This window comes from Shewanella oncorhynchi (assembly GCF_012584455.1).
Lineage (GTDB): Bacteria > Pseudomonadota > Gammaproteobacteria > Enterobacterales > Shewanellaceae > Shewanella > Shewanella oncorhynchi.
In genome coordinates, this window is the sequence record NZ_JABAEB010000002.1 from 391,673 (window position 1) to 413,232 (window position 21,560).

General features: G+C 44.7%; 21 protein-coding genes. 12 read left to right on the forward strand and 9 right to left on the reverse strand.

Annotation, left to right across the window (positions count from 1 at the left end):
* Positions 1 to 151: 151 nt before the first annotated feature.
* Both HGO26_RS03955 and HGO26_RS03960 read left to right on the forward strand, forming a co-directional pair.
* The gene (locus HGO26_RS03955; RefSeq protein WP_028760853.1) at positions 152 to 532 is read left to right on the forward strand and encodes a DUF2750 domain-containing protein; all 381 of its coding nucleotides are present in this window, start codon (positions 152 to 154) and stop codon (positions 530 to 532) included.
* Positions 533 to 563: 31 nt separating this feature from the next.
* Positions 564 to 1,013, forward strand: coding sequence for a hypothetical protein (locus HGO26_RS03960; RefSeq protein ID WP_168823456.1), 450 nt, complete (start codon positions 564 to 566; stop codon positions 1,011 to 1,013).
* A gap of 115 nt (positions 1,014 to 1,128) precedes the next feature.
* Here the strand turns inward: HGO26_RS03960 and erpA are convergent, their stop codons facing one another.
* Together erpA and HGO26_RS03970 are read right to left on the reverse strand one after the other, a co-directional pair.
* Entirely contained in the window at positions 1,129 to 1,479 is a 351-nt protein-coding gene (gene erpA, locus HGO26_RS03965) for an iron-sulfur cluster insertion protein ErpA (protein WP_006080742.1), read from the reverse strand.
* Positions 1,472 to 2,275, reverse strand: coding sequence for a DUF6776 family protein (locus HGO26_RS03970; protein WP_168823458.1), 804 nt, complete (start codon positions 2,273 to 2,275; stop codon positions 1,472 to 1,474). The genes erpA and HGO26_RS03970 overlap by 8 nt, the downstream gene beginning before the upstream one ends.
* A 74-nt stretch (positions 2,276 to 2,349) precedes the next feature.
* Between HGO26_RS03970 and HGO26_RS03975 the strand changes: the two genes are divergently transcribed.
* The 4 genes from HGO26_RS03975 (at position 2,350) to nhaD (ending at position 8,654) form a co-directional block, all read left to right on the forward strand.
* The gene (locus HGO26_RS03975) at positions 2,350 to 4,074 is read left to right on the forward strand and encodes a chloride channel protein (protein WP_168823460.1); all 1,725 of its coding nucleotides are present in this window, start codon (positions 2,350 to 2,352) and stop codon (positions 4,072 to 4,074) included.
* Between the two features lie 196 nt (positions 4,075 to 4,270).
* A complete protein-coding gene (locus HGO26_RS03980) occupies positions 4,271 to 5,290 on the forward strand; it encodes an aspartate carbamoyltransferase (RefSeq protein WP_105249881.1) in 1,020 nt (339 codons plus the stop codon).
* 26 nt (positions 5,291 to 5,316) lie between these two features.
* Positions 5,317 to 6,609 (forward strand): glutamate-1-semialdehyde 2,1-aminomutase, encoded by a 1,293-nt coding sequence (gene hemL / locus HGO26_RS03985; protein WP_168823462.1) that lies wholly within the window; start codon positions 5,317 to 5,319, stop codon positions 6,607 to 6,609.
* 797 nt (positions 6,610 to 7,406) lie between these two features.
* Positions 7,407 to 8,654: a sodium:proton antiporter NhaD gene (nhaD, locus tag HGO26_RS03995; RefSeq protein ID WP_168823464.1), complete on the forward strand. Its 1,248-nt coding sequence runs from the start codon at positions 7,407 to 7,409 to the stop codon at positions 8,652 to 8,654.
* A 107-nt stretch (positions 8,655 to 8,761) separates the two neighbouring features.
* On the opposite strand, the gene HGO26_RS04000 is transcribed toward nhaD, so the two are convergent.
* Complete coding sequence (locus tag HGO26_RS04000; protein WP_168823466.1) at positions 8,762 to 9,844, reverse strand: general secretion pathway protein GspB; 1,083 nt, start codon at positions 9,842 to 9,844, stop codon at positions 8,762 to 8,764.
* The gene (locus HGO26_RS04005) at positions 9,844 to 11,517 is read right to left on the reverse strand and encodes an ExeA family protein (RefSeq protein WP_168823468.1); all 1,674 of its coding nucleotides are present in this window, start codon (positions 11,515 to 11,517) and stop codon (positions 9,844 to 9,846) included. Before HGO26_RS04005 ends, HGO26_RS04000 begins: the two co-directional genes overlap by 1 nt.
* A gap of 178 nt (positions 11,518 to 11,695) precedes the next feature.
* Here HGO26_RS04005 and HGO26_RS04010 point away from each other — a divergent pair, with 178 nt between their 5' ends.
* Positions 11,696 to 12,946: a multifunctional CCA addition/repair protein gene (locus HGO26_RS04010; protein ID WP_168823470.1), complete on the forward strand. Its 1,251-nt coding sequence runs from the start codon at positions 11,696 to 11,698 to the stop codon at positions 12,944 to 12,946.
* 233 nt (positions 12,947 to 13,179) lie between these two features.
* Positions 13,180 to 13,446 (forward strand): Lpp/OprI family alanine-zipper lipoprotein, encoded by a 267-nt coding sequence (locus HGO26_RS04015; protein WP_006080732.1) that lies wholly within the window; start codon positions 13,180 to 13,182, stop codon positions 13,444 to 13,446.
* Positions 13,447 to 14,067: 621 nt separating this feature from the next.
* On the opposite strand, the gene HGO26_RS04020 is transcribed toward HGO26_RS04015, so the two are convergent.
* The 4 genes from HGO26_RS04020 to folB all read right to left on the reverse strand — a co-directional run bounded on the left by HGO26_RS04020 (position 14,068) and on the right by folB (position 16,770).
* Positions 14,068 to 14,910 carry a putative RNA methyltransferase gene (locus HGO26_RS04020; protein WP_168823472.1) on the reverse strand — a complete coding sequence of 281 codons (843 nt, stop codon included), beginning with the start codon at positions 14,908 to 14,910 and terminating at the stop codon, positions 14,068 to 14,070.
* A gap of 118 nt (positions 14,911 to 15,028) precedes the next feature.
* Positions 15,029 to 15,829 (reverse strand): undecaprenyl-diphosphate phosphatase, encoded by an 801-nt coding sequence (locus tag HGO26_RS04025; protein WP_168823474.1) that lies wholly within the window; start codon positions 15,827 to 15,829, stop codon positions 15,029 to 15,031.
* Between the two features lie 18 nt (positions 15,830 to 15,847).
* Positions 15,848 to 16,351, reverse strand: coding sequence for a 2-amino-4-hydroxy-6-hydroxymethyldihydropteridine diphosphokinase (gene folK / locus HGO26_RS04030; RefSeq protein WP_168823476.1), 504 nt, complete (start codon positions 16,349 to 16,351; stop codon positions 15,848 to 15,850).
* Positions 16,352 to 16,419: 68 nt separating this feature from the next.
* Positions 16,420 to 16,770, reverse strand: coding sequence for a dihydroneopterin aldolase (gene folB / locus HGO26_RS04035; protein ID WP_105249889.1), 351 nt, complete (start codon positions 16,768 to 16,770; stop codon positions 16,420 to 16,422).
* 268 nt (positions 16,771 to 17,038) lie between these two features.
* Between folB and plsY the strand changes: the two genes are divergently transcribed.
* Positions 17,039 to 17,650 carry a glycerol-3-phosphate 1-O-acyltransferase PlsY gene (gene plsY, locus HGO26_RS04040; RefSeq protein WP_028760867.1) on the forward strand — a complete coding sequence of 204 codons (612 nt, stop codon included), beginning with the start codon at positions 17,039 to 17,041 and terminating at the stop codon, positions 17,648 to 17,650.
* Positions 17,651 to 17,733: 83 nt separating this feature from the next.
* Here plsY and tsaD read toward each other — a convergent pair whose 3' ends face one another.
* Positions 17,734 to 18,750 (reverse strand): tRNA (adenosine(37)-N6)-threonylcarbamoyltransferase complex transferase subunit TsaD, encoded by a 1,017-nt coding sequence (tsaD, locus tag HGO26_RS04045; protein WP_131523062.1) that lies wholly within the window; start codon positions 18,748 to 18,750, stop codon positions 17,734 to 17,736.
* Between the two features lie 215 nt (positions 18,751 to 18,965).
* On the opposite strand from tsaD, the gene rpsU reads away from it, so the two are divergent.
* From rpsU to dnaG, 3 genes are all read left to right on the forward strand, one after another.
* The gene (rpsU, locus tag HGO26_RS04050) at positions 18,966 to 19,181 is read left to right on the forward strand and encodes a 30S ribosomal protein S21 (RefSeq protein WP_006080725.1); all 216 of its coding nucleotides are present in this window, start codon (positions 18,966 to 18,968) and stop codon (positions 19,179 to 19,181) included.
* A 6-nt stretch (positions 19,182 to 19,187) separates the two neighbouring features.
* A complete protein-coding gene (locus HGO26_RS04055) occupies positions 19,188 to 19,631 on the forward strand; it encodes a GatB/YqeY domain-containing protein (RefSeq protein WP_028760869.1) in 444 nt (147 codons plus the stop codon).
* A gap of 83 nt (positions 19,632 to 19,714) precedes the next feature.
* Complete coding sequence (gene dnaG / locus HGO26_RS04060; RefSeq protein WP_168823478.1) at positions 19,715 to 21,439, forward strand: DNA primase; 1,725 nt, start codon at positions 19,715 to 19,717, stop codon at positions 21,437 to 21,439.
* Positions 21,440 to 21,560 lie beyond the last annotated feature (121 nt).

The following is a 21,560-nucleotide window of genomic DNA, read 5'->3' on the forward strand; positions in this document are numbered from 1 at the left end:
AACACAACAGCGCTCTCTTGGCGCTGTTGTTCTTTTTCTAATCCCGCTCTAATGTTACCATTTAGCCAACTGGCGAATTTTGCTGTGCCCTAGGTTTTTACATTAGAGACACAACAGGCTTCGCCCTATCCAAGCAAAAGAGATATTTTTCATGAGCAAGACTGTTAAAAACCTCGCTGAGACAGCAGCAATGACGCCAGAAGCCCGTTACGATTACCTCGTTGAACAAGTTAAAGAACACAAAATACTTTGGACATTACAAGATCAAGACGGTTGCGTGATGTTAACCACTGAAGAAGAAGATTGCATCCCAATGTGGCCAACCGAAGAAGCCGCTGATTCTTGGGCTGTGGATGAATGGAGTGATTGCCAAACATTAGCGATTCCACTCGACGAATTTCACGAAAGATGGGTGCCAGGCATGGAAGATGACGACCTATTTGTCGCCGTATTCCCAGTATTAGATGATTTAGGTGTGGTAATCCCGCCTTATGAGTTAGATCAAAGATTAGCGCCTAAGCAAAGCCACTAATCACTATCGCTATCGCTAAACGAGAATGCCTATGAGCGAGCAAAAATCGGCGATACCGACACCAGAGGCAAGTACAGCCCTGAGTCAGCACTTTCCGAAACGACTCATTGCCCTATTGCTAGTGTATGTTGTTGCGTCAGTGAGTGGCTTAATCGCTAAACAAGGGGTGTTATTTTGTCTGCTAACCCTCCTGATGGTGATTGCCATTATCGGTCGGCAAAAAGCAGGGCTTATCATGCTGCGCGGCTACACAGTCGTGCAGCTTGGATTGATTAGCATGCTGCCAGTGATCATGTACGATCCGGGCAACTTAGTGGTAGGTCCAACGACAGTGTACTTAGGTGAATGGCAGGGAAAACTGCCTGACTATGTGATTTTTATCGCTTTGATCGTCTTGTCATTACTGCAAGTTTGGATAGCATTTGATAAAAAGGTAAAGGCATGGTTTAAGCCTAAGCTTAACCTGAATATCATGAGCTAAGCTCTTGTAGAAAATAAATTTAGCCCAACAAAAAGCCGTCATTGTGACGGCTTTTTTGATCTCACTCCACACCTAAAAAGATGCAAAGTTAGTCATCATTAAACAGAAAAAATTTTTACACAGAGAAACTGGCACCACAGCCACAAGTTGTGGTTGCGTTAGGGTTTTTCACGAAGAAGCGAGAACCTTCCAGTCCTGAAGTGTAATCCACTTCACCACCGACTAAATATTGTAGGCTCATAGGGTCGACAACCAAGAGAACGCCTTGTTTTTCTATCGTAAAATCGCCGTCATTAACCTTTTCATCAAAGGTAAAGCCGTACTGAAATCCAGAACAACCACCACCAGTCACATAGACTCGTAGCTTAAGTGCAGGATTTTGCTCTTCTTCCAGCAAACCTTTCACCTTAGCGGCTGCCGCATCGGTAAATTGGATTGGCATTGCTGTATCAGCTTGATCAGTCATTACTACCTCTTACATCAGTTTTCTGGGGCAAATTATCCTTTACCTGACTGTTTTGTTCAAGTATTACCCGTGGTTCTTTTTCACCCTGTAATAACTCAGGGGCACTATAGACATGTTCGGTCTGCGAATTCTTAGTCCAGCGGCTCGAAGGCACCAGCACTTTGACTTTCACTTGTTGTAAATTAAAGCCAGCAGGAACAGTGACCTTGGTATCTATGACTTGAAAATAGCGAAAATCAAATTCCAACTTAGAACCCGTGAGTTTGTTCACACTCAAGCTAACAGATTTGCCATCTTGCACACCAATGAGCGTCAATTCAGTTCGACCTTGAATAGCTTGCTTACGCTTTTGCAACTGAGTCAACACCAACTTGAGATGATATTCATCGGCCAAAGCGCCCCGCGTCATTTCAAGTCCGTGAATAGCAACACCTTCAGCATTATCATCCGGTGTCATAATGCTGCGGTAAAACGCCAGCTCATGTTCCAATTCTTTTTGCTTTTTCATTTGCTGGCCAAACATTTCTTGCATTTGGGTATTAGCCTCGCGCTCGACGGACAGCTCTAAATTTCGGGTTGCAAGTAGTTGGGTCTGTGCCTCTAACTCAGCGGTCAAGCGTTGAGTCTTGCTGCTGATATGCTTAACAACAGGCTCATCGCTACTTAATAGCAGAAAACTTATCCAAGCCCCAAAAAGAATAGAAACTAACACTAAAAGCGATAAATAAACTGAAGATGGACGATACTTGAGATCCATCACTTGCAGCCGATCTAGCCAACGATGATAATTTGGCATTAGGTAACAGCCCCTTATATAAAATACAATCAACTCAAGAACGAGTTCGATACAATACAACTCAGGCCAATGTAGTGCAATTAACGATAAATAAAGTCGCTATCCAACATGCCATAGTCACAGCCAAAAAGTATTTAACCAATGAGCTACGTGACCATTTATCTCAAGCCCGCATCAGTGCACAGCTGTGCATACTGGCACTGTTATTTGCTATTTTTGCATCCTGTGTGATCTTACTGTTTCGACTCTTGCTCGTTTGGGCTAATCATTACACCCAAATACAGGCGCTGGATTTTACGGGGAACGTCGCCGACTGGCGAGCCCTGTTACCCCTTTTAGGCGCAATATTAATTTGGATAGTGGCGAAGTTGGGCTCCAAACGCTACAAACGTATGGGAATAGCCTATGTGTTACATAGAGTTAAACTACATTATGGTAAAATCCCCCTACAATCCGCCGCTGGGCAATTTTTTCAAGCACTCTTTGCCCTAGGCACAAATTTCTCAGTCGGCCGTGAAGGTCCTGCCATTCATCTGGGTGCTGTCAGCGCCAGTTTTCTCGCTGAAAAATTCAATCTTCCCGATAATAGCGTACGCATCATGTGTGCCAGTGGCATTGCAGCAGGGATTGCCGCCACTTTTAACGCGCCCTTGGCGGCGGTGATTTTTGTACTCGAAGTGATAGTACGTGAATATAAAATCCATTACTTTTTCCCGATTATGCTCTCCGCAATTTGTGGCGCGGTTTCAAGCCAATTAGTGTTTGGTAATGTGCACGAATTTGACCGTATTCAAGTGATCCACATTCCCTTAGATCACTACCCTATTCTCGCCATCGGCGGCGTAGTATTAGGCTGCGCTGCGGCGCTGTTTAATTACTCACTCTTAAAAGTTACCGCGACGGGGCAAAACTGGCCACTGATTTACCGACTATTACTGGCGGGCAGTGTCACCACACTAATCGGTCTCGTGTTGCCGCAAGCCCTTGGCACTGGCGATCTCGCCATTAGCGAAGCCATTAGCCAACATCCAAGCCTGTTGCTGTTAATCGCCCTGTTATTTGCCAAAACCATCGCCACTATTGCGGCGATTGGCTTAGGTATTCCCGGTGGTTTGATTGGTCCACTTTATGGTATCGGCGCGCTGCTCGGGGCGATTTTGGCGCTCATCAGTGCTATCTTATTCCCGTCGATCGCCCCTTATGTAGGGCTTTACACTGTAATAGGCATGACAGCCATGATGGGCGTGTGTTTAAGCGCGCCGCTGGCCGCCTTAGTCGCCCTGTTAGAAATGACTAATGACGCCAGCATTATTTTACCGGCAATGTTTGTAACAATTCCGGCTTTTTTAATTGCTTATCAGGGTTTTAAGACCGACTCCATTTTCTTTAAGCAATTAGAAATTATGGGACTAGGTTATAAGGTCGCCCCCGTGAATTTAGCACTGCAGAAAAAAGGCGTGCGAGCCTTAATGGATAAACGCTTTGTTATCGTCAATAACAACGATGAATTGTTACTCGAAGTGCTAAAACGCGCCGAAGGTCGCCCTGTGCTAGTCCGCAATGCCGATGGCATTATCGAAATGCTTAGTCTTGAAATGCAATCCTATGATGACAGTACCACGCTATCACGCCATCCCATGCAAGGGCTAAGCGACAGCACCACCCTCAATGAAGTCTATTCACTATTGTCGCCCAAACGCTGCGGTGAGGTGTTTATCTATCAAGATACACCAGACAATGTGGTTGGGGTGATCAGTTGGTCGAACCTACAACAGGAGATTCGTTCAGGCCAAGCCTAATATCGCTTCAAAACCTGAGACGGCAGATTAAAAGCTTTGGGCTTCATCGCAAAAATCTAACACAGTGGCAATGTGGCTATTTCGTTGCCCCAGTGCTTCTGCTACAATCGCGCCTCAGCCACCCTACATAACATCAGGGCAGATAAGCGCGATAATGCTGCTTAAAATGCCCCCTAGCAAATTGGAAAACAGGCTGATGAATCAGTTCGAAGGATCCCATATCCTCTCCGTAAACCAGTTAGATCTTGACTCAATCCAAACTATTTTTAATGTCGCTAGCCGCATGATGCCCTATGCACTTCGAGAGAAGCGCAATAATGTGCTCGATGGCGCCATTTTAGGTAACCTGTTTTTCGAACCGAGTACCCGTACCCGCGTGAGTTTTGGCTGTGCCTTTAACTTGCTCGGCGGCCATGTACGTGAAACCACAGGCATGGCTTCATCGTCTTTATCTAAAGGTGAATCCCTGTACGATACGGCGCGGGTGTTATCCACCTATTCTGATGTCATTGCCATGCGCCATCCAGACTCTTACTCGGTCAAAGAGTTTGCAGAAGGCAGCCGCGTCCCAGTGATCAACGGCGGCGATGGTTCGAACGAGCATCCGACCCAAGCCTTGCTCGACTTATACACTATCCAAAAAGAACTCAAGTGTGCTGGCCGCGGTATCGATGGCATGCACATCGCTATGGTCGGCGACTTAAAATTTGGCCGCACTGTGCATTCACTATCACGCTTACTCTGCATGTATAAGAACATCAGTTTCACACTGATTTCACCTGCTGAATTAGCTATGCCTGATTATGTGATCTCCGACATTGAAAATGCTGGCCATAGCATCAAAATAACCGACCAACTTGAAGGCCATTTAGATCAAGCAGATATTTTGTATCTCACTCGCATTCAAGAAGAACGCTTCCCTTCGCAGGAAGAAGCAAATAAGTATCGCGGCAAGTTCCGCTTAAATCGCAGTATTTACACTCAGCATTGCAAATCTAACACAGTCATTATGCACCCGCTTCCAAGGGATTCACGGGCGCAAGCCAACGAGTTAGATAATGATTTAAATAGCCATCCCAATCTTGCTATCTTCAGACAGGCGGATAATGGGCTGTTAATTCGCATGGCTTTGTTTGCATTGACACTCGGCGTTGATAATCAACTCGAAAAATATGAGTGTCCGGTTAATTGGTATTCACGTAAAGCCGATCGCTAATTGGCTACAGACTTTAAGGACTAAACATGACCCGTTCCGAAGCGCTATTTGAACAGGCTAAAAAAACCATCCCCGGCGGCGTTAACTCTCCGGTTCGTGCATTTAATGGTGTAGGCGGTTCGCCCCTGTTTATTGAAAAAGCTAACGGCGCTTATATTTACGATGCCGATGGTAAAGCTTATATCGACTATGTCGGTTCTTGGGGCCCGATGATCCTCGGCCACAACCATCCTAAAATCCGTGCAGCTGTATTAGCAGCGGTGGAAAATGGCTTATCTTTTGGTGCGCCAACTGAGCTTGAAGTGCAAATGGCCGAAAAAGTCATCTCTATGGTGCCTTCTATCGAGCAAGTACGCATGGTGAGTTCAGGCACAGAAGCTACTATGAGTGCTATCCGTTTAGCACGCGGTTTTACTAATCGTGACAAGATCTTAAAATTTGAAGGCTGCTACCACGGCCACGCAGATTGCCTGTTAGTGAAAGCCGGTTCTGGCGCGTTAACGTTAGGTCAACCTAGCTCACCAGGTATTCCAGAAGATTTCGCCAAACACACCTTAACGGCTGTGTATAACGATTTAGATTCAGTTAGAACCCTGTTCGAGCAGTATCCAACTGAGATTTCTTGCATCATCATCGAGCCCGTTGCTGGCAACATGAACTGTATTCCACCTGTCCCAGGTTTCCTTCAAGGCCTGCGTGATATGTGTGATGAGTTTGGCGCGCTGTTGATTATCGATGAAGTGATGACAGGTTTTCGCGTATCACTAAGTGGCGCTCAAGGTTACTACGGCGTCACACCAGACTTAACCACACTCGGTAAAGTGATTGGTGGCGGTATGCCAGTGGGGGCTTTCGGTGGCCGTAAAGATGTGATGCAATTTATCGCCCCTACGGGTCCGGTTTACCAAGCGGGTACGTTATCGGGTAACCCCATTGCGATGTCAGCGGGTCTGGCACAAATGGAAGCCCTGTGTGAAGAAGGTCTGTACGAAGCACTGAGCGCGAAAACCAAACGTATTGCAGAAGGCTTTAAAGCGGCTGCGGATAAGCACGGTATTCCAATGGCGATCAACTATGTTGGTGGTATGTTCGGTTTCTTCTTCACGGAACAACCCAAGATCACTCATTTCGACCAAGTGACCCAATGCAATATCGAACAGTTCCGTATTTTCTACCACTGCATGCTAGATGAAGGTGTTTACTTAGCGCCAAGTGCCTATGAAGCTGGCTTCCTGTCAATGGCACATGGCGAAGAAGAGATGCGCTTAACCTTAGAAGCGGCAGATCGCGTATTGGCTAGCATGAAAGCGGCAAGCTAAGCCTAAACTTTAGTATTTAAGCCGTTTAAACATAACAAAGGGACGCCAATGCGTCCCTTTGCTTTTATTAGATTTAGTTAACTTTGTGTCACTTTAATAACGATCAGACTTTTTAGAACCTAAAGCCGATTTAAATATTATCCCAGCCACCATGAATTGTAAGGTCAAGTGGATATGCTCAATAACGTGCTAAGGCCAACCCATCACGCCAAGCGCAATAAGTTGCTTACCACAATACGTTAACCAAACGAGTGAGCCTAAAAGCAAAAGACTCCAGATAACAAATGTCATTTTCCTCTACTCCAAAACACAATATCCAGTATTGATACCCAAACAAGCTCAAGACGCAGAATTCTGCAGGACTGAGTGCTAAGAGCACTCTACTTCCGAGTGGCACTCATTCAAAAGACAAGCATTAAAAATGCCTGCCTACATAGGCATGACAATTCAGGAATATCGACCTGAATAAAAATTAATTGAAGAATATGCAAACTAACTGCTTAGACTTTAATCGTAGATCTCACTTTTAACGCGGTAATCAAATCAAACAATACAGTTAATAACGCTGCAATAATCACAATAACCAACATATAAAACTAATTAGCAACCAAAAAGCATGAGATGGACATCACAAAGAAGCATTAAATTGAGTTACAGCTAACAGTTGCGTTCTCTAGCCCATTATGTTCTGATCCGCACGCGCTAACACGGCTAGCTTAATTTAGCCTTGATATGCCCAATCTTTAGGTTGACTCAAGTCGCCCTACGACATCAAAACAGCAGTTGGAATTGCAGTTATGTTAAATACCTTTCTCATCTTACTGGCCGTGCTCGCATTGCTCAGTATTATTTTCGAAGAAGTGACCCACCTTAATAAAGCAAAAACAACCTTATTCTTTGGTTGTATCTCTTGGGTAGCGCTGTTTATGGCTGCTGGGGATCCTTCCCATGAGAAAATCGTTGCCGAACAACTCAATGAGAATTTACTCGAAATCGCCACTCTTTGGCTCTTTCTGATGTCGACCATGACCTTCGTAGCATATTTGAATGCTAAAGGCATGATCCAAATCATGGTGCAAAAGCTATTTCCACAGCAGGTTTCAGTACGCATGCTAATGGTTCAAGTCGGTTTGTTTTCGCTAGTGCTTTCGGCATTTTGTGATAACGTCACCGCAACCTTAGTGTCTTTAGGTTTATTAACCACCTTTAAACTCGACAAACAAATGCGCCGTAGAATGGCCGTGTTAATTATTTTCGCGGTTAACTCAGGCGGTGTCGCGTTGATCACCGGTGATGTAACGACACTAATGATATTCTTAGCGGGCCACGTGCAGATGTCTGAACTATTGATGCTGTTTATTCCATCAACAATCAGCGTGATTCTGCTGGCAACCCTATTCTCACTCAAAGCTGAAGGTATTGTGAGTACGACGCCAATCAAACATACTTATCAAACCGTTGATGTATTGATTGCCCTCGTCTTCTTCTGCACCATTTTAATGACCATGCTACTCAACATATTGTTTGGTATCCCGCCGGTGTTGACCTTCTTAACAGGCCTATCCATTATGTTCCTGATTGGTCATACCACACGTAGTGATCAAGAAGAAATCAAGATCCTTGAATATATCCGCCAAGTAGAATATGACACCCTATTGTTCTTCTTAGGTATTTTACTGCTTGTTGGTATGCTTAAAGAAATCGGCACCTTAGATATGCTGACCCAAGCTTATACTTTGTATAATCCAAACATCTCAAACTTCGTCACAGGTATGGGTTCAGCCTTAATTGATAACGTCCCATTGACTGCTGCCTTGTTAAAAGCAAGCCCGGTATTAAATACACCTGAATGGCTTGGTTTAACCTACAGTGTCGGCGTGGGTGGTTCGCTGCTGGTGATTGGTTCGGCTGCGGGTATTGTGGCGATGAGTAAAGTAAAGGAGCTAACCTTCGTGAGTTATTTGAAGTATGTTCCAGCACTTTTTCTCTGCTATAGCGTCGGTTACGCACTGACACTGTTCTTAGCCAACAGACTGTTTGATTAAGTTGAGATTCACTAAGATCAAAAAAGGCGCCTAGTGCGCCTTTTTTATCAACTACTTATTTATTGTTACCACAAATAACCGCTAGCATGACTTATCGTAATACCTGATTAGATTGCGGGCACCTTAAACTGGGTTCCTTGAATATCTAACACTATGTCCCTTGGACGAATAGAGATGATTTTCAGCTTACCAGCAATCATATCCCCTTCTTGTAACTCTGCACCGTCTACATTCAGCCATCTCTGGGCGGGGTCGCTGGAATAAACATGAGCAACGATATTAAATTCAGGCACTTGTAATTGCAGACCTGCAGGTAATTGGCCGTATTTCGGAATTTCATCCACAGCAGTTTCGGGGATAGGATCTAATTTAGCCTCAGTGACATTCGTCTCTGCAGCATTAACATATTCCACATCCTTTAATGCATTTTGAAAGGAAGCCACTAACTTATCTTCATCGCGACTTTTATTGGTCTCTAAACCGACATCTTCCGCCGCGGCACTGACTTGCTGACGCAGGGCTTCAAGACTCGCTAGACCCGACTCATTGGCATTAGCACCTAATATCATAGGCTGCTGTGCTTGCGTCTCTGCTGGCACAACCGCTTCCTGACTTGCCGCATCAACTTGGGCTGACGTCGACATATAATCTGCGTAGCTTGAATCACTAAAACCCGAATTGCTATCACTTTGAGCCGGCATGCCAACAGAATTGGTCGTTATATTCGCGCTAGCATTCATTTGAGGCGCATTTGATACTACAGTCTCAGCCTGAAATTGCGGCGATACCGTTAGCTCGGGTAAAGTCTGCGTCCGAGGAAGCGCCACTTTCCCAGCAAGCCGAACACCTGAAGCAGCACTGGGCTCAACTTGGAGCTCAGAGGCAGCTCCTACCGTAGACTGAAGCTCATTTTTAATCGCAGTCGAGGGTGGCAATGATGAAGTTGATGGCAGTACGTTAGCCACTTCCACAGTATCACTTTGGGGAAGTCGAGTTTTATCCCAAACGCTTAATCCCCAAGCCACACCAATTCCTGCGGCAACTGCAACGACTAATATAGACAGTTTTCCTATCGGCACACCCGATTTACGAGGCTGTGGATAATTCGCCCTTGGCGTCATCACAGCATCAGGTAACGGTGATTGTTGCTGTTGTTTGTTGCGGGTTACGGCATCGAGTAAAATGGACATCAGCTGCGCGCCCCATCATCAGTTAACCTTGGGCCTTGCTGACTTAAATACAAATTTAATCTCACTAATGTTTGATTCCCTGCAATACCATCGGCTTTTAATCCATGCTGACTTTGGAAGGTTTTAAGATCATTTTCCAATTGCACATCAAATTGATTAACCCGACGGGGGCTACGTCCATTCACATGGGCTAACGCATTCTCTAACCACTGTAATTGACCAGGACTCGATTTTTGACTGATATCCATCATAGGCAAATTAGGTGCTTGCCATAATATTTCGAAGGTGCCACTGAAATGTTGATTAAACCAAGCTCTATCAACCCAAAGTTGTTGCTCACCCAGTTGCATCAGTAATTGTTCCCCCTCTACCGCAAGCACTGCACCATAAAAATCTTGTTGCTTGTCATCAACCAAATACACGACAGCCGGATAATTAAGCCGAGTCAGTGACATCCAGTTACCCTGCTGTTGATAGCAAGCTAATCCTTGCTCAACCGCCGATTGGCAAGCCGTCAAGCCTTTATAGGGCACTTTGCCCCACACGCTAAATAAACCTGCAAAAGCAGTATCGATATTGCGACTCTGATTAATCGCCTCGTTTAACAGACGTTGATTAGGATCGGGAATGGAAGTCTGACCGCTTGGTTGATTAGTCGGTTTTACTGACTTATCAGCGACGCCTTCACCACCCAAGGTTTGAGCATTTAATGACGCCACATTTGTTGGCACAGACTCAGTAACCAAATTGGACGCTGGCGCCGTATTGACTGACTTATCAGTAAATAACCAATAAGACACACCAAACGCAACACATAAAGCCACAGCGGTTGCTGTCGGCCACAAATACCTATTTTGAGTCGGTTCTTCTTCACCTAATACTTCAGCCGCGGCTTGCCGCACCATATGATGATCTATGGGCACCCGCGATTGTGCATAGCCTGCCATCAGTGAACGTTCACATAAAAGGTTAATTAATCGAGGAATGCCGCCACTGTATTTCTGCAAAACGTTAACGGCTTTGCGGGTGAATAAAGGCTCAAACCGCCCTGCCACTTGCAAACGATGCAGCACATAGAGGGCAATTTCATCTTCATTGAGCGGCAATAAATGATAACGAGCCGTGATCCGCTGAGCTAACTGACGCAATTCTTGGCGCTTCAATAACAGCTGTAATTCCGGCTGACCGATTAAAATCACCTGCAGTAACTTCTTAGTGTCCGTCTCCAAATTGGTCAGAAGACGCAATTGCTCCAGCACCTCAGGACGTAAATGCTGTGCTTCATCGATAATGAGCACGGTATTACGACCTTTGCTGTGATTCGCCAATAAAAAACGGCTCAAGTGATCAGTCAATTGCTTGAGTGTAGGATTGTCGCCGTAGGAAATCTTAAGCTCATCACAAAGCGTTGCGAGTAATTCAAGCTCAGTTAACGACGGATTAAGGATAAAAGCAGTATCGGTATTGTCGGGCAATTGCCCAAGTAAACAGCGAGATACTGTTGTTTTACCCGTGCCGACTTCCCCTGTTAACAACACAAAGCCGCCCGTTTCCCCTAACCCATAGGTTAAATGGGCTAACGCCTCTCTGTGCCTATCACTCAGAAACAAATAATGGGGATTGGGTGCAATTGAAAAAGGGTTATCGCTGAGTCCGTAAAAGGCCTTGTACATACCACCAATCATCCTAATTTAAAAATAACGCCCCACGTTAAAGCGTCCCAATGTTATTGTCAAAATATCTGCAACATCAATGTGACAGATAAGTGCGCAAATATCTCGCGACGACTTTATCCATCATCTTAATGAGCGTGATAAGCTATGTTCATGACACATTAGCCGAATCTTGCCTGTGAAAATATATCTCGTCGGCGGTGCTGTACGTGACAGCCTGCTCAATCTTCCCATTAAAGATAAAGATTACCTCGTCGTTGGAGCAACACCAGAACAAATGCTGCAACAGGGTTACCGCCAAGTGGGTAAAGATTTCCCCGTATTTCTACATCCCAAAAATCAACAAGAATATGCTTTAGCCCGAACCGAACGAAAAATTGGTCTGGGTTATGGTGGTTTTAGCTGCCACGCCAGCCCTGATGTGACTTTAGAACAAGATTTGTTGCGCCGAGATCTAACCATCAATGCGATCGCCCAAGATGAAAAGGGCAACTTATATGATCCTTTTAATGGTATTGAGGATATTAACGCGCGCCTGTTACGCCATGTGTCGGATGCTTTCGTTGAAGATCCACTGCGAGTGTTACGCGTCGCCCGCTTTGCCGCAAGGTTTCATGCCTTAGGATTTCAAATTGCCGCAGAAACCCTGGCACTGATGCGTCAAATTAGCGCAAGCGATGAGCTTAGCGCTTTAACGGCGGAGCGAGTTTGGCAAGAAGTTGATAAAAGTTTAGGCGGACCTCACCCAGAGGTCTTTTTTGAGGTACTTCACCAATGTGGCGCACTCGAAGTCCTATTCCCTGAAATTCACGCCTTATTTGGCATACCTCAACCTGAAAAATGGCATCCTGAAATAGATACTGGCGTGCATACCTTAATGGTGCTCGCTCAAGCCGCACTGCTCACTGGAGATAAAAGCGTTCGGTTTGCCGCCCTAGTACATGATTTGGGCAAAGCACTGAGCCCAAAAGAGCATTTACCAAAGCATCACGGCCACGGCCAGAAAGGCTTGCCACTCATAAAAGCACTCTGTACACGTTTACGAGTACCGAATGAGGCACGCGATCTGGCGTTGCTCGTCAGCGACCAACATCAGAACGTCCATCAGGCATTCGAGCTCAGAGCCGAAACTATCGTTAAAATATTCGATAAAGCTGACTTTTGGCGTAAACCAGAGCGCTTAACGCAACTTATATTAGCTTGCACCGCAGATATGCGTGGCCGCACAGGATTTGAAAACATCCCATATCCTCAGGGAGAGTATTTAACTCAGTGCTTCACTGTCGCCAATAATGTCGATATTGCCGCCATCATTGCCACTGGTTTCCAAGGCGCAGAGATAAAACAAGCCTTAAATTTACATCGAGTTGAGGCCGTCAGTCAGTTTAAACAAAAAATGCAAACAAAACTGCCGATGGATAACCAGTAATTTGTAAAGGATTTGTAAGTCGTGCATCACTGCATGGTGAATAATGCCCCTTTTTACGATTAGAAATGTCGATATCACATAGAAAAAAAGCTTTTAAAAAAAATTTATATGCCTATAGTGGTTAAACACATTAATATTCGTAGCAAATTAAAATAGCTATGTCATAATTAGGCAGTTTCGCTTACAAAGTAACGAAACATTCAAATCCAACCTATTTTAAGGGATTTTTTACAATGAACAAAAAAGTACTGATGATTGCTGGTTTAGCAATGACTGCCCTACTAGGTGGTTGCGCGAACACTACTGCTCTGGAAGAAAGCGTTGCAACTCTGGGCAACAAAGTTGATCAATTGTCAGCTGATGTTGGTTCTCTGAAATCAGAGCAAAGCAAACTGTCTGCAGACGTTAAAGATGCAAAAGCAGCATCTATGGACGCACAAGCAGAAGCTAAACGCGCAAACGACCGTTTAGACAACGTTGCTTCTCGTTACAAGAAGTAATGAAAGGTAATTTAACTTACTATTTAGTAAGTTAAGACAAAAGGCTTAAGAAAGATGAAAGCGATAAGCACATCAATCTAAGCCTTTTTTTATACCTGCAATTCAAGATTGCCATGCAAAGAATAGCGAATGCGGCAATACAAAATCGCTAAATTGATTTTAAACTTCCAAAGGCATGTTAAAGGCGATTCGCCTACCTCCCCCCTAAAAGTTAGCCTTGGCATACTTCTGTATAAACGAGTGCTATTCCTCTTTTAAATAAAGTCGCGTTATTAATCTAAACTTCTCGTTTGCGTTTTTAAGCATCCCTAACAATCAGCCTCATTTATCATAAAAAATGTATTTATGGGAAATGAAAGCTATTAATTTAAAGCACAGCTATAGATAAAAAATCGAGGCTATATGGGAAACAAAGGCAATAAGAAGGTTGTCTTTGTCACTGAACAAATAGGCCTAAAGTTAAAAATAATAACAACTTCAGCCTATCCAACATAAAAATAACATAAAAACGTCAAACAGAATCATAGACTTGAGTAATATAGCCTTTTAAAGCATCAAAAAACCATCTAACTAAGCCCATGAATTGTATTAAAATTAACCGCATCGACTGCAAGTTTTAACCTATAGCGATTCACTCACGCGTTTATGTGCCAAGACTAATACATAGTCAATTTCTAGCGACTCAAAATGATTAGCTTGAATATCGTGTTTCATCTTGTCAGTTGCACGCCACGCATAGGGTGCCATATCTAATAACGTTAATGCCTGTTCACCTGTAACTGATAAAGTAAAGCGCAGTGACTGAGTTTCTTTTACCAATAATGCTGAGGGTAAATTCACTTGGAAAGGTTTTTCAGCCAAGTCGGAATAAATATATTCTCTGAGTTGCCATAGATGTCGTGGCCCAGGCATAACCAGTAACATGGTCCCATCGTCTTTCAATACCCTGACAGACTCTTTTCCCTTTAACGGCCTATCAATAACAGTAATAAAATCCACACAATTATCGGCAAAGGGTAATTTTTTAGAAGAGCTTAAACACAAGATCCCAGGAGTCTGCGCTTTTGCTGCAGCAAAAATAGCATTTTCTGCGTCCGCTACACCCACGTACTGGACGTTTCGCGGATTTTCGACCTCTGCCAACTTGGAAGCTAAAGCACGCAAATAGAAGCCCTCAGCGCATTCATAATCCAATAAACAAGCGTCAGGCTTGATAGAGCCGGTGATTATCTCAGCCAATTTATCGATTAAAGGCGAAAAGATGCCTGATTCGAGAAGAAAACGCTTAGCCCTAACTTGCTCGCGCGAATCCCCAGTCGGCTTTTGGCGTTGTGGTTTAGTAAAAACCCAATAACCTTGCTCATTTCGATCAAAATGATGCTTATTTGCACAATAAAAACCTTGGGAGGCTTTGTGTTGTTTTAATGCAAGTCCGCAGGTTGGACACTGATATTCGAGACCCATATAAAGCTCCAAAAATAAGTTAAGCTTCAGAAAAATGAGGAAGCTCCAAAAACAAAAATCGGGTACTTGACCCGATTCTATTATTCATAATTTCACTATGATGACTAAACTGGAATGACTACAAAAAAATAAATCCACACAGCACAGCACCCAGTGCTAAACGGTAAATAACAAACGGGGTCATTCCCATGCGGCTGATGATTTTCAAGAAATAATGAATACATGCATAAGCTGCAACAAAGGAAATCAAAGTGCCTAAGATCAATGCTTGATAATCAATTGGCAGCTCGCTTTCCGCCAAATCTTTACCCACTAAAATTGCCGCGCCTAAGCTCACAGGCACTGACATTAAGAATGAAAAGCGAGCCGCAGCATCTCGACTCAAACCTAGCATTAGCGCCGCGGTCATAGTGGCACCAGAACGTGAAGTTCCAGGGATTAAAGCAAGCGCCTGGGCGAAACCAATTAACAAGGCTTTGCGCCATCCAGTCTGATAGATTGTTAAATCGCGGCGCGACATCTTATCTGCCCACCACAGCAATAAACCAAAAACGACTGTCGTAACCGCGATAACCTCTGTATTACGCAGGTGAGTTGCAATAAAATCCTTAGCCATAAAACCAAAAAATACAGCGGGTAACGTCGCCAGAATAATCCACCATGCCAACTTGCTGTCTTCGGATTGCTGACCTTTAAAGATGCTTGCAACCCAAGCATTAAACATAGTCCATAACTCGTGTCTAAAATAAATCACCACAGCAAATAACGACCCCGTATTCACCGCCACGTCGAATGACAAACCTTGATCTTCCCAGCCTAAAAGCTGAGCAGGCAGAATTAAGTGTGCAGAACTAGAAATAGGTAAAAACTCAGTTAGCCCTTGAATAAGCGCTAAAATAATGACCTGAAACGTATCCATGACAATCCTATCAATAAATTAAAACGTCAGCCCTTGGGGCCATTCAAACATCACAGGCCAAAGTCGCTGTGACTCTTTATCATACTCTTGCCACAAACTGGCATAGCTTTTATCAACCACGGGATGAATCAATTCCGGCGCTAACTCGGCTAATGGCCATAGCACAAAGGCATTATTAACTATCTCTGCACGGGGAAGCGTAACGGGCGTTTCACATACCACATGCTCATAAAGCAGCAGGTCTAAATCTAAAGTTCTTGGGCTAAATTTCTTCGCCCCGACAAGCCGGCCGTGATTCTGCTCGATTTGCTTAAACTGCGCAACTACCGCAGCAATATTAAGGTCAGTTTCAGCACTAGCAACCATATTCAGAAAGTTAGTGCCACTAAAACCTACCGCTTCACTTTCATACATAGAAGAGAGGCGCAGCGGCCCAAAACACGCTCGCAGCGATATTAATCCCGCTTGCAGATGCTGTTCAGGCTCGATATTGCTACCAAGACTAATATAAATACGTGCCATGCAATGTCCGATTTATCTGAAGATAAACATGATTTCTTAATCAACAGTCGAGTTGATCAAACTCTTATCTAACGTGAACGCTCTATCTCAACGCCAACCGATGCGGCAGTGGCGACTGCCCCCGGCTTCATCACGACAACTTTCACCCAAGTCACGTTAAATTCTTGAAGTAAGCAATCCGCTACGCGCTCGGCAACCGTTTCGATTAACTCGATTGGATGTTCAGTAATAAGTTCTGTTAATCGATTGGAAACTGTCTCATAGCAAAGCGCATATTGATAATCGTCTGTCGCGGCGGCTGGTTTGTTATCCCACGCCATATCTAAATCTAGCAACAGGCTCTGATGGATTGTCTTTTCCCACTCATAGACACCAATCACAGTATCAACGCGTAATTGCCGTATAAGTACTTTATCCATGCTTTCTCCAACTAACTTACTACTATGAGGTCTGATAAGCTAAAAGCGATCCTAGCTGTATAATCCGCAATCTTCTGACAGATAACTAATTTGCTTTCTACTCGAGCCAATCCACAGTAGGATAACGCCCTAAAAGGATTTGCTCATTCAGAAAATATCTCAACCTCAAATGGGCGAGTTATTCCACAAACCTATAGCGGGATTGACAACTGAGTCAGCTTTTTAAATTGTTGCGCGATAATACCTTAAGACGCGTAAGGAAACCAATGTGAGTCCATTAACACTGACACTTTTGATGATTTTGGCCGCCTATTTGGCTGGTTCAATCTCGAGTGCTGTGCTGGTTTGTAGAATGAGGGGTTTACCCGATCCAAGATTACAGGGTTCAGGTAATCCGGGAGCTACCAATGTACTACGAATTGGCGGCGCGAGTTCGGCTGCCATGGTGTTGTTTTTCGACATGCTCAAAGGCGCCCTGCCATCTTATTTAGCCTATCTGATGGGCATAGATGCAGTCTCACTCGGACTTATCGCTATCGCCGCCTGCCTTGGGCATATTTATCCCGTATTTTTTGGATTTAAGGGGGGTAAAGGTGTCGCAACGGCTTTTGGTGCTATGGCTCCCATTGGCGATGATTTAGCCATTTGCTTAATGGCATCTTGGATTGTCCTCCTCTTAATTAGCCGCTACTCGTCCCTTGCAGCCATTCTGACGGCCTTGCTTGCGCCACTTTATACTTGGTGGTTAGACGACAGATTTACCATTCCCGTTGCCATGCTATCGACGCTTATCATTATTCGTCATAAAGACAATATCCAACGGTTACTTAAAGGTGAAGAGTCCAAAGTTTCACGTAAAAAAACGCCTAAAAAATCTTAATGTGACAACATTATCCCAATAAAAAACTGCGCTATAAGCGCAGTTTTTTTGTCTCAACATAACCTATCAACATCAAAGGCGTTTTATGCCACAGGTGGCAAGGTATCTAACGGCCATCTTGGCTGACCTTTTACCGCCAAATCTTCGTGCTGCCCCGCCTTTAAACGCTGCAATCCTGCAAAGGCAATCATGGCGCCGTTATCGGTACAAAACTCACCACGGGGATAAAATACTTGTCCACCAAGCGAGCTCATCATTTCAGCCAAGGTTTCTCTTAAGCGCGTATTCGCACTCACGCCACCGGCGATCACTAAGCGGTTATAGCCTGTTTGCTTCAGTGCACGGCGACATTTAATCGCTAGCGTATCAACCACAGCTTCTTCAAAAGCACGCGCAATATTGGCTCGAGTCTGTTCATCGTCAGGTTCGGCAGCAATGGTATTAGCGGTAAAAGTTTTTAGACCCGAAAAGCTAAAATCGAGTCCAGGTCTATCGGTCATAGGCCGCGGAAACTTATACCCTGCAGGTAAACCTTTAGCAGCAAGCTTTGCTAAACGCGGACCGCCGGGATAATCCAGCCCCATTAACTTAGCTGTTTTATCAAACGCTTCACCCGCAGCATCATCAACAGACTCGCCTAATACTTCATAGCGGCCAATTCCATCGACTTTAACCAACATAGAATGGCCACCAGAGACCAATAAGGCCACAAATGGGAACTCGGGCGCGTCATCTTCAAGCATAGGCGCCAGCAGGTGCCCTTCCATATGATGCACACCAATAGCAGGCTTGTCCCAAGCAAACGCCAGTGACCGCCCCACACAGGCGCCAACAAGCAAAGCACCAATCAAACCTGGGCCCTTGGTATAGGCAATCCCATCGAGATCAGCAATTTCAGTATTCGCATCTTTCAGCGCTTGACGAATAAGCGGCACAATTTTGCGCACATGGTCACGTGACGCCAACTCAGGCACCACACCACCATAGTCAGCATGCAGCTTAACCTGACTGTATAAAGTATGAGATAATAAGCCCAGTTCATCGTCATAGACGGCGATACCTGTCTCGTCACAGGATGTTTCAATACCTAAAACCCGCATGGTGTCTCATCAATTGCTAACTAAAGGGCGCCAATTCTACCTGCAAGCGCTCAATTACTCCAGTCGCGCAGACCATATTGAGCCCACTATAGGACTGAGCTCAGTTTTAGGGCTTTACAAGCCTAGGTGTCTCGGTATAAAATTCCGCACCATTTTAAATAGACTTGGTTCGAGCAATTGAACCAGAACAACCTACACCTAAGGGGTGATGGCGTATGCCAATTATTAAAGTACGTGAAAACGAACCATTCGACGTAGCTCTGCGTCGTTTCAAGCGCTCTTGTGAAAAAGCTGGTATTTTAGCCGACGTGCGTGCTCGTGAATTCTACGAGAAGCCAACTACTGCACGTAAGCGCGCAAAAGCAGCTGCAGTTAAACGTTTAGCTAAGAAGCTTTCTCGCGAAAACGCACGTCGCGTACGTTTATATTAATCTCATATGAGCCTAATTGATCAGCTAAAAGACCATATGAAACAGGCCATGATCGCCAAAGAGAAGGCGCGCTTGAGCACTATTCGTATGGCATTAGCCGCCATCAAACAGATTGAAGTGGATACCCGCGAATCTCTGACTGATGAACAGGTTATAGCGGTCTTAACCAAAATGGTGAAACAACGTCGTGACTCGATTGCTCAATTTGAAGCAGCGGGTCGTAACGAGTTGGCCGACGTGGAAGCAGCAGAGATTCAAGTTATTGAAGCTTTCCTGCCTACCCCTCTTACAGAGGCGGAAATCGCGGCGCTCATCGATGCAACTATTGTAGAAGTAGGTGCATCCGCCATGGCGGATATGGGCAAAGTAATGGGAGCATTGAAATCTAAAGTGCAAGGACGTGCAGACATGGGCGCTATCGGCGCTATGATCCGTGCTAAATTGCAATAATTAGCGTTTCACTGTATGAACAAGCCGTGCCTATGCGCGGCTTGTTTGTTTAAATTCGCGCAAGGCGGGATTTTAAGCACTCAATGGCAATACCTCGTGATTTTATCAATGAGCTAATCGCTCGCACTGACATAGTCGAACTTATCGATCGTAAGGTGCCCTTGAAAAAGGCGGGTAAGAACTACTCGGCCTGTTGTCCTTTTCATAGCGAAAAATCACCTTCGTTTACCGTCAGCCGTGATAAACAGTTCTATCATTGCTTTGGCTGCGGTGCTCACGGCAACGCCATCGATTTTGTGATGGAGTATGACCGACTCGATTTTATTGATGCCATTGAAGATTTGGCGGGCCAGCTTGGATTAGAGGTTCCCAGAGAACAAGGCACAGGCAAGCGACATGATGATGGTTTAAGCCATGACTTATATCAACTCATGGAAGAAGCAAGCCTTTACTTTCAAAACCAACTTAGACAACACCAAGATAAACAAAAAGTTATCGATTATCTTGCCTATCGCGGTTTATCCGATGATGTAGTAGAACATTTTGGTATTGGCTTTGCGCCAGACGGTTGGGATGGCTTATTGGGCCGCTATCGTCAGAATCAAGATGCGCAGGATAAGTTACTGACTGCGGGTATGTTAATTAGCAACGACAGTGGGAAACGTTACGACAGATTTCGTGACCGCCTCATGTTTCCTATCCGCGACAGGCGCGGACGAGTCATTGGTTTTGGTGGCAGAGTTTTAGGTGATGGCACACCCAAATACTTGAATTCTCCAGAAACGCCCATATTTCATAAGGGCAATGAGCTTTATGGTCTCTATGAACTAAAGCAACGCTATCGCGATCCAGACAAAGTACTGATCGTTGAAGGCTATATGGATGTGGTGGCATTGGCGCAATTTGGCGTCGATTATGCTGTCGCATCATTAGGCACCTCAACCACAGCAGAGCAATTTCAGCTTTTGCTGCGCAGCGCTAAAGAAGTGATTTGCTGTTACGACGGTGACAGAGCGGGTACTGAAGCGGCATGGCGCGCCTTAGAAACGGCATTGCCATTATTAAAGCCGGGCGATCAAGTACGATTTATGTTCCTGCCTCAGGCCGAAGATCCTGATTCTATGGTTCGTAAAATTGGTAAAGATGCATTTGAAACCTTAATGGACTCTGCCATTGCACTACCCGAGTTTCTATTTGACACGTTAGCGACAAAATACGGTACAGATAAAGGCAACTTAGCGAAACAAGCTTTTATCTTAATTGAAAAAATTCAAGACACTGTGCTGCAAAATTTACTACTTGAGAACTTAGCTCACAAGTTAGGAATGAACAGCTCAGAAGATATGAAAAAGAAGCTAGGCTTTAGCGTGAAACAAGCTAAACCAATGGCAAGTAAAGGATTAAAAGGACGCGGTACACCATTGCGACTCGCCATCGCACTGCTAGTACAACATCCTAAACTGGGTATGGGTTTACCCCCACAACCCGCACTCGCCCACTTGCAGATGCCAGGCATAGAATTGCTGCCACTGTTATTGGAGATGACTCGAGAGCAAACGTTAAACAGCGCACAACTACTTGAACAATTCCGAGAGCACCCTTACAGCGGCACTCTCCATAAATTGGCCCAATGGGACCATCAAGTGGCGGATGAAAACTTGCTCGAAAAGTTTAAACAAACCCTGGTTTGGTTGAACAATCAATATATTGAACAACGATATCAGGAATTGAGTCTAAAACAGACTCATACAAAAGAAGAGAAGATGCAGCTCTCGAAGCTGATCTCAGTCATGAAAGGGTTAAACTGAGGCAAAAATGTCCTCATTCGCTGCCCCAGTGACTAGCACAGATATGTGCACACGGCTATAATTGACGATTTGCGCGGCACTTGGCTTATGCTAAGTGTCCGTCGTTGTAACAGTTTCCCAA